General features: G+C 59.1%; 17 protein-coding genes. 9 read left to right on the top strand and 8 right to left on the bottom strand.

The genetic code is table 11. The annotated features are described in order from the left end of the window. Positions 1-80: 80 nt before the first annotated feature. Complete coding sequence (locus ACR0MV_RS03710) at positions 81-1,154, top strand: anhydro-N-acetylmuramic acid kinase (RefSeq protein ID WP_480701240.1); 1,074 nt, start codon at positions 81-83, stop codon at positions 1,152-1,154. Positions 1,155-1,209: 55 nt separating this feature from the next. Here ACR0MV_RS03710 and ACR0MV_RS03705 read toward each other — a convergent pair whose 3' ends face one another. The 3 genes from ACR0MV_RS03705 to ACR0MV_RS03695 form a co-directional block, all read right to left on the bottom strand. Next, a complete protein-coding gene (locus ACR0MV_RS03705) occupies positions 1,210-2,754 on the bottom strand; it encodes an amidohydrolase family protein (RefSeq protein ID WP_480701020.1) in 1,545 nt (514 codons plus the stop codon). 116 nt (positions 2,755-2,870) lie between these two features. After that, a complete protein-coding gene (locus ACR0MV_RS03700) occupies positions 2,871-3,773 on the bottom strand; it encodes a fatty acid desaturase (protein ID WP_480701019.1) in 903 nt (300 codons plus the stop codon). A 3-nt stretch (positions 3,774-3,776) separates the two neighbouring features. Beyond that, positions 3,777-4,196, bottom strand: a complete 420-nt coding sequence (locus ACR0MV_RS03695; protein ID WP_480701018.1) for a cupin domain-containing protein — start codon at positions 4,194-4,196, stop codon at positions 3,777-3,779. An 85-nt stretch (positions 4,197-4,281) separates the two neighbouring features. On the opposite strand from ACR0MV_RS03695, the gene ACR0MV_RS03690 reads away from it, so the two are divergent. Further along, positions 4,282-5,700, top strand: a complete 1,419-nt coding sequence (locus ACR0MV_RS03690) for a protein adenylyltransferase SelO (RefSeq protein WP_170425597.1) — start codon at positions 4,282-4,284, stop codon at positions 5,698-5,700. Between the two features lie 4 nt (positions 5,701-5,704). Here ACR0MV_RS03690 and ACR0MV_RS03685 read toward each other — a convergent pair whose 3' ends face one another. Together ACR0MV_RS03685 and ACR0MV_RS03680 are read right to left on the bottom strand one after the other, a co-directional pair. Continuing rightward, on the bottom strand, positions 5,705-6,676 hold the full coding sequence (locus ACR0MV_RS03685; RefSeq protein ID WP_480701017.1) for a cation efflux transmembrane domain-containing protein: 972 nt from the start codon (positions 6,674-6,676) through the stop codon (positions 5,705-5,707). An 82-nt stretch (positions 6,677-6,758) separates the two neighbouring features. Continuing rightward, positions 6,759-7,646: a DMT family transporter gene (locus ACR0MV_RS03680; protein WP_480701016.1), complete on the bottom strand. Its 888-nt coding sequence runs from the start codon at positions 7,644-7,646 to the stop codon at positions 6,759-6,761. A 210-nt stretch (positions 7,647-7,856) separates the two neighbouring features. Here ACR0MV_RS03680 and ACR0MV_RS03675 point away from each other — a divergent pair, with 210 nt between their 5' ends. The 6 genes from ACR0MV_RS03675 to ACR0MV_RS03650 all read left to right on the top strand — a co-directional run bounded on the left by ACR0MV_RS03675 (position 7,857) and on the right by ACR0MV_RS03650 (position 12,393). Further along, the gene (locus ACR0MV_RS03675; RefSeq protein ID WP_170424296.1) at positions 7,857-8,561 is read left to right on the top strand and encodes an endonuclease/exonuclease/phosphatase family protein; all 705 of its coding nucleotides are present in this window, start codon (positions 7,857-7,859) and stop codon (positions 8,559-8,561) included. A gap of 71 nt (positions 8,562-8,632) precedes the next feature. Then, on the top strand, positions 8,633-9,046 hold the full coding sequence (locus tag ACR0MV_RS03670) for a Fur family transcriptional regulator (protein WP_170424298.1): 414 nt from the start codon (positions 8,633-8,635) through the stop codon (positions 9,044-9,046). 135 nt (positions 9,047-9,181) lie between these two features. Further along, entirely contained in the window at positions 9,182-10,063 is an 882-nt protein-coding gene (locus tag ACR0MV_RS03665; protein WP_480701015.1) for a DMT family transporter, read from the top strand. Positions 10,064-10,207: 144 nt separating this feature from the next. After that, positions 10,208-11,485 (top strand): phosphopyruvate hydratase, encoded by a 1,278-nt coding sequence (gene eno / locus ACR0MV_RS03660; protein WP_170463307.1) that lies wholly within the window; start codon positions 10,208-10,210, stop codon positions 11,483-11,485. Between the two features lie 48 nt (positions 11,486-11,533). After that, the gene (locus ACR0MV_RS03655) at positions 11,534-12,046 is read left to right on the top strand and encodes a GNAT family N-acetyltransferase (protein WP_480701014.1); all 513 of its coding nucleotides are present in this window, start codon (positions 11,534-11,536) and stop codon (positions 12,044-12,046) included. A gap of 179 nt (positions 12,047-12,225) precedes the next feature. Beyond that, entirely contained in the window at positions 12,226-12,393 is a 168-nt protein-coding gene (locus ACR0MV_RS03650; RefSeq protein WP_170424306.1) for a hypothetical protein, read from the top strand. Positions 12,394-12,441: 48 nt separating this feature from the next. Here the strand turns inward: ACR0MV_RS03650 and ACR0MV_RS03645 are convergent, their stop codons facing one another. The 3 genes from ACR0MV_RS03645 to mazG all read right to left on the bottom strand — a co-directional run bounded on the left by ACR0MV_RS03645 (position 12,442) and on the right by mazG (position 14,750). Beyond that, on the bottom strand, positions 12,442-12,891 hold the full coding sequence (locus ACR0MV_RS03645; protein ID WP_480701013.1) for a GNAT family N-acetyltransferase: 450 nt from the start codon (positions 12,889-12,891) through the stop codon (positions 12,442-12,444). Continuing rightward, positions 12,888-13,829 (bottom strand): nucleoside hydrolase, encoded by a 942-nt coding sequence (locus ACR0MV_RS03640; RefSeq protein WP_480701011.1) that lies wholly within the window; start codon positions 13,827-13,829, stop codon positions 12,888-12,890. Before ACR0MV_RS03640 ends, ACR0MV_RS03645 begins: the two co-directional genes overlap by 4 nt. Positions 13,830-13,892: 63 nt before the next feature. Continuing rightward, positions 13,893-14,750: a nucleoside triphosphate pyrophosphohydrolase gene (gene mazG, locus ACR0MV_RS03635; RefSeq protein WP_480701237.1), complete on the bottom strand. Its 858-nt coding sequence runs from the start codon at positions 14,748-14,750 to the stop codon at positions 13,893-13,895. A gap of 66 nt (positions 14,751-14,816) precedes the next feature. Between mazG and ACR0MV_RS03630 the strand changes: the two genes are divergently transcribed. Further along, complete coding sequence (locus tag ACR0MV_RS03630; RefSeq protein ID WP_480701010.1) at positions 14,817-15,980, top strand: M20 aminoacylase family protein; 1,164 nt, start codon at positions 14,817-14,819, stop codon at positions 15,978-15,980. The last annotated feature ends 12 nt before the right edge of the window (positions 15,981-15,992 follow it).

Below are 15,992 nucleotides of genomic sequence, written 5' to 3'. Positions count from 1 at the left end.
GTGTTCAAGTACCAAGCGCAGGAGAGATAAGCGTGGGCCGGGCCAACAAGCAATCAGGCGCGATCAGGGTTTTGGGCGCAATGTCCGGCACCTCGATGGATGGGGTGGATGCCGCAGTCGTGGAAACAGACGGGCACCGGATCCTCGGCTTTGGACCCAGCGGTTACCGGCCATATTCAGAAGACGAGCGCGCGGTGTTGCGCGCCGCGTTGGGCCAATGGCATGGGCCGGACGTAGACGCCGCGGCCGAGCTTGTGACCGTGGCTCATGCCGAGGCGCTGTCCGAGTTTGACGAGGTCGATCTGATCGGAGTGCACGGCCAGACACTGGCGCACGAGCCCCGCGGGCGCGGAACGTTGCAAGTGGGCGATGGCAAAGGGCTGGCGCAAGCTCTGGGCGTCCCGGTTGTCTGGGATTTCCGCAGCGATGATGTCGCGATGGGGGGCGAGGGCGCTCCGCTGGCGCCGTTCTTTCACTTTGCCTGTGCTAAATGGATCGGAGCAACTCAGCCGCTGTGTTTCCTGAACCTGGGCGGGGTGGGCAATCTGACCTATGTGGACCCCAGCTTTGACGGCCCCGAAGCACCCGGCGCGTTGCTGGCCTTTGATACCGGCCCCGCAAATGCGCCCATTGATGATCTGATGCAGGCGCGTTTGGGCCTGCCCATGGATCGAGACGGCGCGGTCGCGCGTGGGGGAACGGTCGAGATGGGCGCGCTCGAGCTGTTCCTGGCCGAGCCGTACTTTTCCCGGATGCCGCCAAAATCGCTGGATCGGAACGACTTTGCCGAGATGATAAAGCTGGTGCAGGAACTCAGCGATGCGGATGCTGTGGCCACGCTAACGGGTATGTGCGCCGCAGGTGTGGTGCAGGGGATGGAGTACTGCCCCAAACGCCCGACACGCTTGCTGGTCACCGGAGGCGGGCGGCACAACCCGGTGCTGATGGAAATGCTGCGCGTGTCTCTGGACTGCCCGGTCGAACCGGTCGAGGCTGTGGGTCTGGACGGCGATATGCTCGAAGCGCAGGCCTTCGCTTACCTCGCCGCCCGCGTCGCGCGCAGGCTGCCGACGTCATGTCCGGGCACCACCGGAGTGAAGGCTCTGGTCGGGGGTGGGGTTGTTAGTTCGGTTGCGAGTGGAGCGGTGGGCTGAAAGGTGTTTGACTGCAGTCCGCTATGCGGACAAACCAGCCGCTTGAAGTTGTAGGTTATTTGTTCTTTATTGCCTTTCCTGGAAGTAACTCTGTGTCGATCTCTCCATCACTGATGAGCACTGTTCCGTTGACGAGGAGATACTCTACACCCACCGAAGCTTCTGCTGGTTTGTCGATGGTGGCTCGATCACTGATCGTGTCTGGGTCGAATACGGTGATGTCTGCGTCCATACCTACTTGCAGACGCCCTTTGCGTTCCATTGAAGGTACGAGACCGTCAACGAGTTGCGCAGGGATTAGCGAAACTTTCGCGATAGCTTGAGGCCAATCCAGAAGTTGATCTTCTCGCACCCAAACTCTCAAAAACTTGGCGAACGTGCCAGCGCTCCGGGGATTTGATTGCGCATTCCCGGGTACGGGCCAAGTGCTCCCAATAACCGGGGTCCCATCCGGGAGAGTGTACGGTATGGAGTCCGATGCGATGGCGATCCATGGTTTTGCTGTTACCTGCTTCAGGATTTCAGCGTCACCGGCTTTCTTTTCATCCAAATATTCCATAATTATGAATTGACCTGGATCTTCCTCTTGCTCCTTGCGGATATCAGCTTCGTCTTCGATCCAACGCTGTTTGGCCACTAATCGAACGGAGTCAAAATCGATGCCCATCCGGTTGCGGAAATCGTCGCCCTCCTGCAATAGCACCGCTGAGGCAATAGGCATTGTCGCGATCCCGTATGGATAAACTTCGGTAGTCACATCGACACCCAACTCCCTCGCCGATGCCACCATTTCGGCGGCCGTAAGTGTGTCGTGGAGATTTGTTGAATGCAGGTGGCAAATGTTGGTTCGCGCACCAGTGGTTGCAGCTAGACCGAGGACCATGTTGAGACCTTCGAGAGAGCTCAATGGATCAACTTGCGACCAGTTCCTCATGTGTGTACTGATTGGAACGTTGTTTTCGGCTGCGGTCTCCCAAACACGTTGAAGTTCCTTGCCACCGACACCGGGAACGTACCCAGAGTTGACACCAATCCCGAGTGCGCCTTCATCAATACCCTGTTGCAGCAAGGAGAGGACATCTTCCAGTTCTTCGTCGGTGGAGACGTCCGTGGTCCAGCGTGGATACGCGAACGCATTCTGATACCAAGTTGCCGTAGGTTCAACGGGCGGCATTTCGTCTATCATCGTAGCAATGCGAGCAAAGGTCCAAGACGCCGTTGCTCCGAAGTTGGTGGCCCGCCCCTCCGCTTCAGTGGCATCATACCATTGGCCGATCGGTAGCACTCCAGATTCCAACTCTAGTGCCGTCGTTACTCCGTCCAGCGCCTGAAGTCGGTTGGCTGGAAGATCAACTACTGAGTGCGAGTGAAGATCGATGAAGCCTGGGGCCACTATCAGACCAGTTGCGTCAATCACCGTCGACGCTTCGAGCGGTTCCTCTGAAATCTCTGTGATTTCGTTACCAACAATTCCGACACTTCGAACAGCGTCCAAACCAGTTTCTGGGTCAATGACACGTCCGTTGTTAATCGCCACATCCAATTGCTGCGCGCTTAACAGTGTTGGAAATACTACAAGCAGTGCGGATAGAAATTTCATCGAAGGAACCTCACTAGAAAACCCAGCTCCGTGGGAAAGTAGCATGAACAATCACCATTGCGACTTTTGAAACATCAATGTCCCCTTTGGGCTCAAAGCAGCCGTTCCGTAACCAACTATCTGAACGATTGATGCTTCACGCTGCGTACATATTCGCCTGTAAACTCTGAGTAACTGTCCGAAGTGGATTTCAGATGTTCCCTTGTCCAGACGTGCAATGCCGGCAACTGATGAAACGGAACTTTCGGAAAGGCATGGTGTTCGGCGTGGTAGGGCATGTTCCATGCCACGAACCGGACGATCCGATTGGTAAACGTGGTGCGAGAATTCTCGAGCATATTGGCAACCGACGGACAGAGGCCGTGCTCGGCCAGAAGATAGAGCCGCAGAAAAGGTTGGCCGATCAGAACTGGTAAAATCCACAACCACAACAGAAGCGAGGAGGCGAACAGGCTTAGTGCAGCGACCAGATAGAGGGCCAACAGCAAGCGTGCCTCGATCCGCATGGCTTTATGTTGACGCGCTGGCAGGTATGGGGCGTCGATCCGGCCGATGGCATTTTGGAACAGGACGCGGGTCATTCCGGACCAGTAGGGCCAGCCGGACAGGTAGATCAGCAGGCTCCGCCGATCTTGCGGGCGCGGCTTTCCACCCAGTTCGGGATCTTTTTCGGGGTGGTTCGTCCATTTGTGGTGAGCCAGATGAAAGTATCGGAACCACGTGAAGGGCAGGGCGATCGGAATAGAAACCAGATGCCCGATGACGTCATTCAGCCAGCCGGTTTTGAAAGGCGTCTTGTGCGTGCACTCATGGCTGAGCGTAAACAGAAACACCAGCAGAATGCCCTGAGGCAGGATCAGCAGCGGCCACAGCGGCATCTGCAACGCGATGCCGGTGCTGATCACACCCAGCAGCGCCAGATAGCCCGCCAGATGGCGCAACCCCGCGCGGTCCGAGCGCTGTTGCAGCCGATCCTTAGCGTCGGGCGGCAGGGAAGCTATGAGGGCGCGGTGATCCATGCCTTAGCCGCGAGGGATGTCGAAGCGGGGCTGGGCCAGCTCGAACCCTTCGAATTGAAACCCCGGTGAGACAGTGCAACTGACCAGAGTGAAATCTCCGGTACTGCGCGCGGCCTGCCAGTGGTTTTCGGGTACGATCAGTTGCGGAGCACCTTTCGACAGGTCCGGGGTCAGTAGGTGATCGGTGGCTGGACCCTCGTCCGTTTCGCTGAGAGACAGGATCAAAGGCGCGCCTGCGTGGTACAGCCAGATCTCGGTTGCGTCCACGCGGTGCCAGTGGCTGCTTTCGCCTGCGGCCAGCAGGAAATAGATGCAGGTGCCGGTTGCACGGCCCTCGTTCTCGGCACGCCAGGTTTCGCGGAACCAGCCGCCCTCGGGGTGTCGCTGCAGGTTCAGGTGGTCGATGATGTCTTGTGCGGTCATGGGGCCTCTCGATTTTCGGGCCGATTATGCACGCGATCCGGCGATCCGCTATGGTATTCGTGCGCGCAAGGAATATGTTTGCCGCATGACCCTGACGATCCCCTTCGACAACAGCTACGCCCGCCTTCCCAACAGCTTTTACGCGCGACAGGCGCCGATCCCCGTGCGTGCGCCGCGCCTGATCGCGTTTAATGCGGAATTGGCCAAGATTCTGAACGTCACGCCGGGTGATGTCGAAGAAATGGCCGAAGCCTTTGCTGGGAATACGCTGCCAGATGGGGCCGAGCCGATTGCGCAGCTTTACTCAGGCCATCAATTCGGCAGCTATAACCCGCAGTTGGGTGATGGCCGCGCTGTTCTGCTGGGCGAGACCGTTGGGGCGGATGGCATCCGCCGCGACATTCAGCTGAAAGGCTCGGGTCCCACACCATTCAGCCGCCGCGGAGATGGGCGCGCCTGGTTGGGTCCTGTGCTTCGCGAATACGTAGTGTCCGAAGCGATGCACGCGCTGGGCATACCCACGACCCGAGCCCTGGCAGCGGTCGAGACCGGAGAGATCGTGCTGCGCGAAGGACCGATGCCCGGCGCGGTTCTGACCCGCGTGGCCCAGAGCCATCTGCGCGTGGGTACGTTTCAGGTATTTGCCGGGCGCGGACAATTGGATAGCCTGCGCCAGCTAACGGATTACGCCATCGCGCGCCACTACCCGGATGCCGAAGGCCCCATGGGTCTACTGCGCGCTGTGGTCGAGGCGCAATCGCGGCTTATCGCGGCTTGGATGAGTGTGGGCTTTATCCATGGGGTGATGAACACCGACAATTGTTCGATCGCCGGTGAGACCATCGACTATGGTCCGTGCGCCTTCATGGACAGCTATCATCCAAACACCGTTTACAGTTCAATCGACCGGATGGGGCGCTATGCCTATTCCAACCAGCCTGACATCGCGGTTTGGAATCTGGCACAACTGGCGACGGCCTTGATCCAGCAGATGGAGGACAAGGACGCTGCCGTAGAAGAAGCGACCGAGATCGTACACGCCATGCCCGCGCTGCTGCAGGAGAACTGGTTGAAACGGTTCCGTGCCAAGATCGGGCTGGTGACCGAGGAAGAAGGCGATCTCGAGCTGATCTCGGACCTGCTGACACGGATGGCGCACAATCAGGCCGATTTCACCAATACGTTCCGGGCGCTGGGCGGAGAGGCCGCGAGGGGTCAGTTCACAGATCCCGCTGCCTTTGACACATGGTCCGACGGTTGGGCTGGACGTTTGGCGCGTGAACAGGATCCGTCGGCCGTTATGGCAGGTTCAAACCCCGCCTACATCCCGCGCAATCATCGGGTCGAGCAGATGATCCAGGCCGCTGTTCAGGGGGATTATGAGCCATTTCACCGATTGATTGCTGTGCTATCTCGACCCTACGAAGATCAGCCGGATGCGGACGACCTCAAACGACCTCCGACCGATAGCGAAGTGGTCCACGCCACGTTTTGCGGGACCTGACCGGTTAAGCCCCGTCGCGGTAGGGATTGATCTCGTCCGGCCATCGCCGGGCGTATTGCGAGATCATCAGATACACGTCCGCCCCGTCGATAGCCTGCCGCGCATCTGCGATCATACGCAGGTTCAGCGTGTCGACCTGATCGGCGGTGATCGCGCGCAGCGGGTCATAGTAGACCGTTATCAGAACGGTGCGGCCTTGTTTGGTCACGGACATATCCCGCAACGCGCCACCATCCTCGGTGATCGCAGGACGCAAGGCGCGACGGGCGGCGGCCAGAAGGTCCGGGCTGGCGGTGGCATAGGCCAGCTCTCCCAATCCCCCTCGGAAGTCGCGCAGATAAGACCCGATGGCCAGCAAGCACAGGAACAGCACGATGATCGAGTCGCCTATGGGCGCAATAGCCGCGAGTGCTCCGTCCCGAAACAGGTAGATGGCGCCAAGGCCGATCCCTGCGGCGGCGGTGAATAGCCCGTCGAACAGCGATGCTTTGGCCTCCAGCCGTAGGATCGCGCTGGTTTTACCGGTCTTGCGCCAAGTGAAAAAGTGAAACGCCCACAAAAGAAGGCAGGTCAGACCGATCGTGGCAAAGTAGAGGAACATCGGGCCGAAAATCAGCGGCTCAGGCGTCATGCCATTGTAGTAGCTATAGATGTTCTTGCCCGCGTTGGTGATGGCAAACAGCACCAGACCCAGCAGCGAGAGCGCGCGAAACGTGGAAAAGATCGCTTCATCCGCTGCATAGCCGAAGGGCCGACGCTTGTCGGGGCCTGCGTCGATCCGCAAACTGATCTGACGGCCCAGCAAAGCCGACCCAAACCCCACCAGCGAGAACAAACCATCCATCATGATCGCGTTTGAGTTGGATAGAACCCCGGCCAGAATACCCGCCGCACCCATGAAGAGGTTGCCGACCATCGCGACGATAAGGGCGCGTCCTTCCAGCTGTTTTCTGCGGTCTGCGGTTGGCATCGACATCGGTAACGTCCTGATATGGCATCAAACACCCGAACAGATACCTGTTTGCGGGGCCTAGTCCAATATGTGCAGAGCGCTTTCGTTAGTCCCGCAGGATCTCGAGGACCGCGGCTGAGACGATCAGCACCGCTCCGAGTAGTTCGCGCAGACCAAAGGGTTCGCCCGCAAACGCGGCGGCCGAGGCCAGGCCCACGACCACTTCGCTCATCAGCAAAAGGCCGACGCGGGCAGGGGACAGCTTGGTGGCGGGCCAGATCGTCATAAAGACCATTGGCAGGGTGTAGAATGCTGACAGCAGAACGAACTGCAGGGTCCAGACCAGATCGGCCTTGGCAATGACCGGCAACGCGGGTTCAGGCAGGACCGTGAGGCTGAGCAGAGACAGGATCAGCGCGCCCGCGACAAAGGCAAAGACCTGACCTGAGGCTGAGATCGTGCTGGTCCGGTACAGCCCCAGTGTCCCCAGCGCCCAGCATATCCCCGAGGCCAGCGCCAACCAGTCGCCTATGTTCTGCGGAAGGGGGATACCGCCAGATCCTCCCAGCACGACGAACAAGCCACCGACGCCGCAGACAAGACCCGCAAGGCGACCAACGCTCAGGCGTTCGCCCAAGAACACGCGCCCCAGAATCGTGCCCCAGATTGGTGTGAGGTAGAACAGGAGGATCGACCGAACCACGTCCGTATAGACAAGGCTGATGGAGTAAAGGCTGAAAGCCGCACCGGTGAACATCCCGCTGAACACAAGATCGCGCCATTGCAGGGCCAGTGTTCCACGCTCTTTCCAGATGAAGGGAACCAGCGCCAAAAGCGCGACGCTGTACATCGCGATCCCCGGCCAGGGTCCGGTCAGTCCAAGATCATAGAAAAAGCGCACGGGGATCCAGTAAAGACCCCACATCATTCCACCGATCACCAGAACGATACTGGCCCAAGTACGGTTGTTCGAGACTGTGTCGCTGGAAACCATTGGTGCTCCGGGTGTGAGACCGCGTACTGCCGGGATAGAGTATCGGTGGCCCGAGGATCAAGCATCGCGTTCATAAACGCATCGCTTGCCTGAATCTTGTGCAGCGACGCCTTGGTTCAATCCGCAGCAGGACGCGCATGCGGCACACTGGGGGGTTGCGCCCGGCCACAAGCGTGGCACTTTGGCGATCAGTGATTTGATCGGAACCCTATGTCGCCTACGTCAACCCTGCGGATTGCAAGCTATAACATCCAGAAATGCGTTGGGCTGGACTTTCGCCGTCAGCCACAGCGTATCCTGCAGGTGATCGAAAGCATGCAGGCCGATATCGTCGTGCTGCAAGAGGCCGACAAGAGGTTGCCGCCACGTCCCGCTGCCCTGCCGCATTTCATGCTGGATGAGGCAGGCTGGGAAATTGTTGATTTGGGTGGTGCGGGAAGTCTGGGCTGGCATGGCAATGCCGTGATCTGGCGCGGCGACAGGATTGACGTGCGTCAGACCGGACATCACGATCTGCCGGGGTTCGAACCGCGCGGTGCTGTTCGGGTCGAGTTTGACACCCAGATCGGCCCGCTGCGTGTGATGGGCATGCATCTGGGTCTTCTGCCCGCCTCCCGGCGACAGCAGATCCATCAGCTGCGCCGGTGTGACGAAGAACTGGACGACATGCCCACTGTATGGGCCGGGGATTTCAACGAATGGTCGCGCCAGCCGGTGCTGGACCACCTCGCCCCCGATATGCGCTTTTTGCCGCCGGTGCCAAGTTTTCCCGCCGCTCAGCCGTTGGGCGCGTTGGACCGGATCGCGCTGGGCGAAGGCCTTGAGGCGGTGGTGCATGGCGTCCATAGCGCGCGACCTGCGCATATCGCATCCGATCACTTGCCGATATGGGCTGACCTGCGGCGGGTGGCCTGAGCGCAATTCCTCTGTGGCGCCAGCGAAGCAGACGTATTAAGACAGAGGCCCGAACTACTTTGAGGGTCACTATGTCCGACACAATCATCGCCCGTTGTGAAGCCAAAGGTCTGCGCATGACGGGGCAGCGCCGCACGATCGCTCAGGTGTTGCAGCAGAGCGATGACCACCCGGACGTGGAAGAGCTCTATGCCCGCGCCTCAGAAGTGGATGCGGGCATCTCGATCGCGACGGTTTACCGGACCGTGAAGCTGTTCGAAGAGGCCGGGATTCTTGAGCGTCTGGAGTTCGGCGACGGCCGCGCGCGATATGAAGACGCCGAACGTGACCATCACGACCATCTGATCGACATGCAGTCGGGCGAGGTGATCGAGTTCGTGGACCCCGAGATCGAAGCCCTGCAGGAAAAAATCGCGGCCAAGCTGGGGTATCGGCTGAAAGGGCATCGGTTGGAATTGTACGGCGTTCCGCTGGAACAGGACTGATCCATCACGAAACGCGATTGATGGCCGCACGGCAATTCATGAAACATGTCGCAATATCGCTTGCGACGTCGCGGATGATACGGTTTCTGTGAGGCAACGGCCTGGATTTATCGGCCCAACCCTACGGACACGCGCATGAATAACGTACACGGCATTTTGCTGATCGTCGGCTCGATGGCAGCCTTCTCGCTTGAGGATATGTTCATCAAGCACCTGTCGGCCAGTGTCTCGACCGGTCAGATCATGATCATCCTTGGCGTGGTCTGCGGCCTTGTGTTTGCGGGCATGTCGTTGGTCACCCGTAAACGCATCTTTGATCCGCTGGCGTGGAAACCCTTGCCGCTGTTGCGGGCCGGGGCCGAGGCGTTTGGTGCCGTGACCTTTGTCACCGCGCTGTCTCTGGTCGATCTGTCCACCGTTGCGGCGGTCTTTCAGGCAATGCCATTGGCTGTAACCATGGGCGCCGCTCTGTTCCTGGGCGAAACCGTTGGTTGGCGGCGGTGGAGCGCTATCGGGTTCGGTTTCATTGGCGTTCTGATGATTATCCGGCCGGGTTTGGCCGGGTTCCAGCCCGAGTCCCTGTTTGTTGTGGCCACCGTGATTGCGATTGCTGCCCGCGACTTGATCACGCGTAAACTGGATGCACGTGTCGCCTCATCCGTCGTCGCTCTGCAAGCCTACCTGGCCATTGCATTGGCCGGTGCGGCCCTGATGGTGTTCTCTGGCCAGCCTGTGGTTCCACTGCAATCCGCGCATGTGGGGCCGTATCTAGGCGCGATCGGTTTTGGCGTGCTGGCCTACTACGCCATCGTGACGGCCATGCGGATCGGCGAAGCCTCGGCCCTGACGCCGTTCCGGTATACCCGTCTGGTGTTCTCGATGGCGGCTGGCATGATGATGTTCGGCGAACGTCCTGACATGATGACAATTGCGGGTGCGACACTGATTATCGGATCGGGTATGTACACCTTCTTGCGCGAACGCCGCCTGGCCCGGGCGGTGGCGGTTGCGGCCTGACGGATCGTCGCACGTTTGCGCAAACAGAAGGCTGTTAGCCCTAAAGGTCGTTGAATATACCTGTTAGCGGTAACATCACCGGTTTACTTTTGGTCGCGTGATGCTATGAGGCATGCAATGAATTCAGCCATAGGGACGGGCCTCATGAGCACTATCATCGACATTCACGCACGCGAAATCCTGGACAGCCGGGGTAACCCAACGGTCGAAGTGGACGTGATCCTGGAAGACGGCACCATGGGCCGCGCCGCAGTTCCTTCGGGCGCGTCGACCGGTGCCTATGAGGCGGTGGAAAAGCGCGACGGAGACAAGTCGCGTTACATGGGCAAAGGTGTGCTGGAGGCCGTGGCGGCCGTGAACGGTGAAATCGCCGAGGAACTGGTCGGTTATGACGCGACCGAACAGGTCGCTATCGACGGCGCAATGATCGAACTGGACGGAACCGAGAACAAGGGCCGTCTGGGCGCAAACGCCATCCTGGGTGTCTCTCTGGCAACGGCCAAAGCTGCCGCGGATTTCACCACGCAGCCCTTGTATCGTTACGTGGGCGGCACCTCGGCCCGTGTTTTGCCAGTTCCGATGATGAACATCATCAACGGCGGTGAGCACGCGGACAACCCGATCGACATTCAGGAATTCATGATCATGCCGACCTCGGCCGCGAATATCCGCGAAGCCGTGCGCATGGGGTCCGAAGTCTTCCACACGCTGAAGCGCGAGCTGTCGGCCGCCGGTCTGGCGACTGGTGTTGGCGACGAAGGCGGCTTTGCCCCGAATATCGCCAGCACCCGCGAGGCGTTGGATTTCATTCTGCAGTCCATCGAAAAGGCAGGCTACAAGCCGGGCGAAGAAATCCACCTCGCGCTGGATTGCGCCGCGACCGAATACTACAAGGACGGCAAATACGTCCTGTCGGGCGAGAACATCTCGCTGACCTCCGAGGAAAACGCCGAATACCTGGCCGCTCTGGTCAAAGACTACCCGATCATCTCGATCGAGGACGGCATGTCCGAGGATGACTGGGACGGCTGGAAAGCCCTGACCGACATGATCGGCGACAAGGTGCAGCTGGTGGGCGACGATCTGTTCGTGACCAACCCGGCGCGTCTGGCCGAAGGGATTGAGCGCGGCTGCGCCAACTCGATGCTGGTCAAGGTGAACCAGATCGGGTCGCTGACCGAGACCCTGCGCGCCGTCGATATGGCCCACCGTGCCCGTTACACCAACGTGATGTCCCACCGCTCGGGCGAGACCGAGGACGCCACCATAGCCGATCTGGCGGTTGCGACCAATTGCGGTCAGATCAAAACCGGCTCGCTGGCGCGGTCGGACCGGTTGGCCAAGTACAACCAACTGATCCGCATCGAAGAGTCGCTGGGTGAGGTCGCGGAATACGCAGGGGCCTCGATCCTTCGCAACTGATGGCAACAATGCTAAATTGATCCTCAAGTGTTTTCTGAGGGTCAGGTTTTGTTGGACATTATTGAAGCCAAGACGCCGAACCACTTTGATGAGGTTCGGCGTTTGTGTTGGGAATACCGAGATTTTCTGATGACGCTGGACGAGAAGTCTGTGCGCGTTGCAAAAACCGTCTATCCAGAAAATGTCTACGCCAGACTGATGGATGAAATCGAAGTCGAGCACGCCGTGCCCAGCGGCGGCGTGAGGCTGGCACTGAAGAACGGACAAGCCGTTGGGTGCGGTATGTTTCGGACAATCGAGCCAGGCGTCGCCGAAATCAAAAGGGTCTTTGTGAGTGATGCCGCCAGAGGGACGGGGGCGGGGTTCGCCATTATGACATCCCTAATCGAACAATGCCGCAAGCAGGGTTTCGATTTCATTCGCATGGACACCGGAAAACCGTTGGAAGCGGCAATACGCTTGTACCTTTCGATGGGGTTCAAACTACGCGACGCGTATTTTGAAATTCCGGAGATTGCCAAAGACACACTGGTGTTTTTTGAGATGCCTCTGCACAGGTAAACTGCAAAAAACCCATAGAACACCCCAAAAAAAAATTGTGCTGTTCGGCTTTGATTTTTCTCAAGAAATCAATTTTGGCCGCAAATAATTAGCATAAATTCGATTATGTGTGAACTTTTCCCTATTTGCCGGACCCCGCTGTCTCGTATCCTGACTGCATTACAGAAAAGGAGAACGCCATGACTGGTTCGAAATTCCTTCTCGTAGCTTCAGTGATCAGCACTGTTTTTCTGGCGGCCTGTGCGGGGCCGGGCACCTATCCGATTACCGGCGCGCCGGTTTCTGCAAGTGACCCGGTTCTGGAAATGCAATCGCCAACTTACATGTATCGCGGCGAAGCCCGTTAGGGCTTCCACGGGGGGAAGGGCGGCGACGCCCTTGAATACCGATCTGTTTCAGAGCTTACGGCTCATCAGCACATAGCGATCGCGCGGTTTGAACCCGGTGCGCAGGTACAGTTTCTGCGCGGTTTCGTTGGTGCGATCAACTTCGAGGTGAAGGGCTGTCAAGCCAGCCTCGGCCAGCGCTTTGGGCAGATCCAAAAGAACTTCGGTGGCAATGCCACGGCCGCGGACGGCGGGGCGGATGTAAATCTCGTCGACAAACGCGTCCATGCCGCCGAACTCGACCGACCAGCCGAAGGTCAGGATGACATAGCCCAGGGGCGCGCGCCCCGGGCCGATCAGGTAGACACACCCATGGGGGATCCCATCAAGCAAAGGGGCCAGCGCGTTGCGGGTCTGATCCATGTCCTGCGCGATCTGCGCTTCGATGTGAAACGCGGTCACGAGGCCCATCAAACGGTCCAGATCCTCGGGGCGGGCCAGGCGTAGGGCGGCGCTCATAGTCGGGCCAGCCGTTCTGTGAGCAGGTCAAAGAACCCTTGGGCGTCAACATCCCCGATGAACATGGCATTTGGCGCGCGGTCAGTGACCCGCCACCAGTCGGCCACGGTCATGCCAAGCGTCAATTCTGACTGGGTTTCGATCTCAACATTGATGTGGCGGCCCGAGAACAGATCGGGTCGGATCAGGTATGCGGTGACGCAGGGGTCGTGCAGCGGCGCGCCTTCCGAGCCGTATTTCTCTTTGTCGAAGCGTTCGAAGAAGTCGGTCATTTCCGCCACAGCATGTCCAACTTTGCTGTCCAGCGCCCGGAACGCATCATTGCGGTGCGGTGTGACCAGCGCGTCATGAGTTACGTCCAAGGGCATCACAACAATATGCGCCCCGGATTTAAACACGATATCAGCGGCTTCTGGGTCGACGTAGATGTTGAACTCAGCGGCCGGGGTGATGTTCCCAACCTCAAAATAGGCCCCGCCCATCAGAACGATTTCCTGAACCCGGTCGACGATATCGGGTGCTTTGCGGAACGCTGTCGCAATGTTGGTCAGCGGCCCCAGCGGGCAGAGCGTCACCGTGCCGGATTCGTGGGCGCGCAGGGTTTCAATGATGAAGTCGACGGCATGTCCCTCGGCCAGTGGCATTTCGGGATCGGGCAGTACGGGGCCGTCCAGCCCGGTTTTGCCGTGTACATGCTCAGCCGTGACCAGCGGTCGATTCAACGGGCGGTCGCATCCGGCGTAAACTGGGATATGCGTGTGACCGGCCAGTTCGCAAACGATCCGCGCGTTCTTGGCGGTCAGTTCCAGCGGCACGTTGCCAGCAACGGCGGTAATGCCAAGAACATCAATTTCTTCGGGGCTGGCCAGGGCCAAAAGGATGGCGACGGCGTCGTCCTGTCCGGGATCGGTGTCGATGATTATTTTGCGCGGTGCCATGCTTTGCCTCCGGGGTCTTGAAGCGCGGACACTCGCAAGTGTCACTGCACTTGTCCAGCGGTTTCAGGCCCCGGTTGCGGCATCCACAGGCGGGAGTTTGCCATTGGCGCGATGCTCATCTGTTTTCACCTCGTCCCACAAGGCATCCATCTCGGCCAGATCGCTTTGCGCAGGCGTTTTTCCACGGGCAGCCAGACGTGCTTCGACCTGTTCAAAACGGCGCGTGAACTTGGCATTGGTGCGGCGCAGAGCGGCCTCGGGTTCGATACCCAGATGGCGGCCAAGGTTGACCATCACAAACAGCAGATCGCCGAATTCATCCTCAAGCGCGTCGGCGTCCATGTTGTCGCGCGCTTCTTCCAATTCGGCGGCCTCTTCGGTGATCTTGGCCAGTACATGGCTGGCATCCGGCCAGTCGAATCCCACACGGGCGGCGCGTTTCTGTAGTTTGTGCGCGCGCAACAGGGCGGGCAGGTTTGCGGCCACACCGTCCAGCGCGCCTTTCTGTTCCTTGCCGGCGCGTTCTGCTGCTTTGATCGTTTCCCAATCCAGCGTTTGCTGTTCGGCAGACTTGTCGCGGGATTCGTCGCCAAAAACATGCGGATGACGGGCAACCATCTTGTCCGACATGGTGCGGACGATGTCCTGAAAGGTGAAATATCCAGCCTCTTCAGCCATTTGCGCGTGGAAGACCGATTGGAACAGCAGGTCACCCAGTTCTCCCTTCAGCTCATCATAGGCTTCGCGCTCGATGGCGTCGGCAACCTCATAGGCCTCTTCAATCGTATAGGGCGCGATGGTCAAAAAATCCTGTTCGATGTCCCACGGACAACCGGTTTCAGGATCGCGCAGGCGGCGCATGATTTCCAACAGGCGCTCGATACCAGCGTCGCTGTCATGGATCAGAGGATTTTCGGCCATTGCGAACCCTTTCGTTCCGGTGTCAGATGCATCCATTCCGCAGTCCCGATCAGGAGTCCACCCCAGATGCCCGTCGTCAACCGAATTGCCGATTACTCAGCCGATATGGCCGCATGGCGCCAGCACCTGCATACAATCCCCGAGTTGGAGTTCGAATGTCATGAGACGGCGGCCTTTGTGGCGGACCGCCTGCGCGAGTTCGGAGTTGACGAGCTGCATGAAGGCATTGCCAAGACCGGCATCGTCGCCATCATCAACGGGCAGGGTGAGGGGCCAACGATCGGCCTGCGCGCGGACATGGATGCTTTACCCATCCCCGAAGAGACGGGGGTCGCGTACGCCTCGACCAAACCCGGCAAGATGCACGCTTGTGGCCATGACGGGCACACGACGATGTTGCTGGGTGCGGCGCGTTACCTTGCTGAAACACGGAACTTTCGCGGCCGAGTCGCTTTGATCTTTCAACCTGCCGAGGAAGAAGGCGGTGGCGCTGGCATCATGGTCGATGAGGGGATCATGGATCGGTTCGACATCTCTCAGGTCTACGCATTGCACAACGCGCCGGGTCTGCCCGAAGGGTCATTCCACACAACGCCGGGCCCGATCATGGCGGCGGTAGACACGTTCGAGGTTCATATTCAAGGCGTCGGCGGCCACGGAGCTATGCCGCATGAGACCCGCGATCCGGTGATGGCGGCCTGTGGTATCGCACAGGCGATCCAGACCATCGTCAGCCGCAACAACTATGCGCTGGATGATCTGGTCGTTTCGGTCACTCAAATCCACACCGGAACCGTGAACAACGTGATCCCGGACACCGCTTACATCAACGGCACGGTACGAACCTTTGACCCAACGGTCCAGAAGATGGTGATGGAGCGAATGGAGCAGATCGTGCAAGGGCAGGCGCAATCCTATGGCGTTGAGGCGCGGCTGGAATACGAGGTTAACTACCCCGCCACCATCAATGACGCGACCAAGACAGAGTTCGCAGCGGAGGTTGCCCGCGATATTGCCGGAGAAACGCAGGTCATTGCCAATATCGACGCGATGATGGGGGCCGAGGACTTTTCGTTCATGCTGCAATCCCGTCCCGGTGCCTATCTGTTTGTAGGGCAGGGTGACAGCGCCGGGCTTCACCATCCAAAATACAACTTCAACGACGAGATCGCGCCGGTCGGAGCGTCCTTTTTTGCGCGGATCGTCGAAAAAGCGCAGCCGCTGGGCTGACGAGGGGAAAGA

This window comes from Ruegeria sp. BC3 (genome assembly GCF_056539265.1).
Note: the sequence above shows the minus strand (reverse complement) of the source record. Positions and strands in the feature narration are given on the sequence as shown.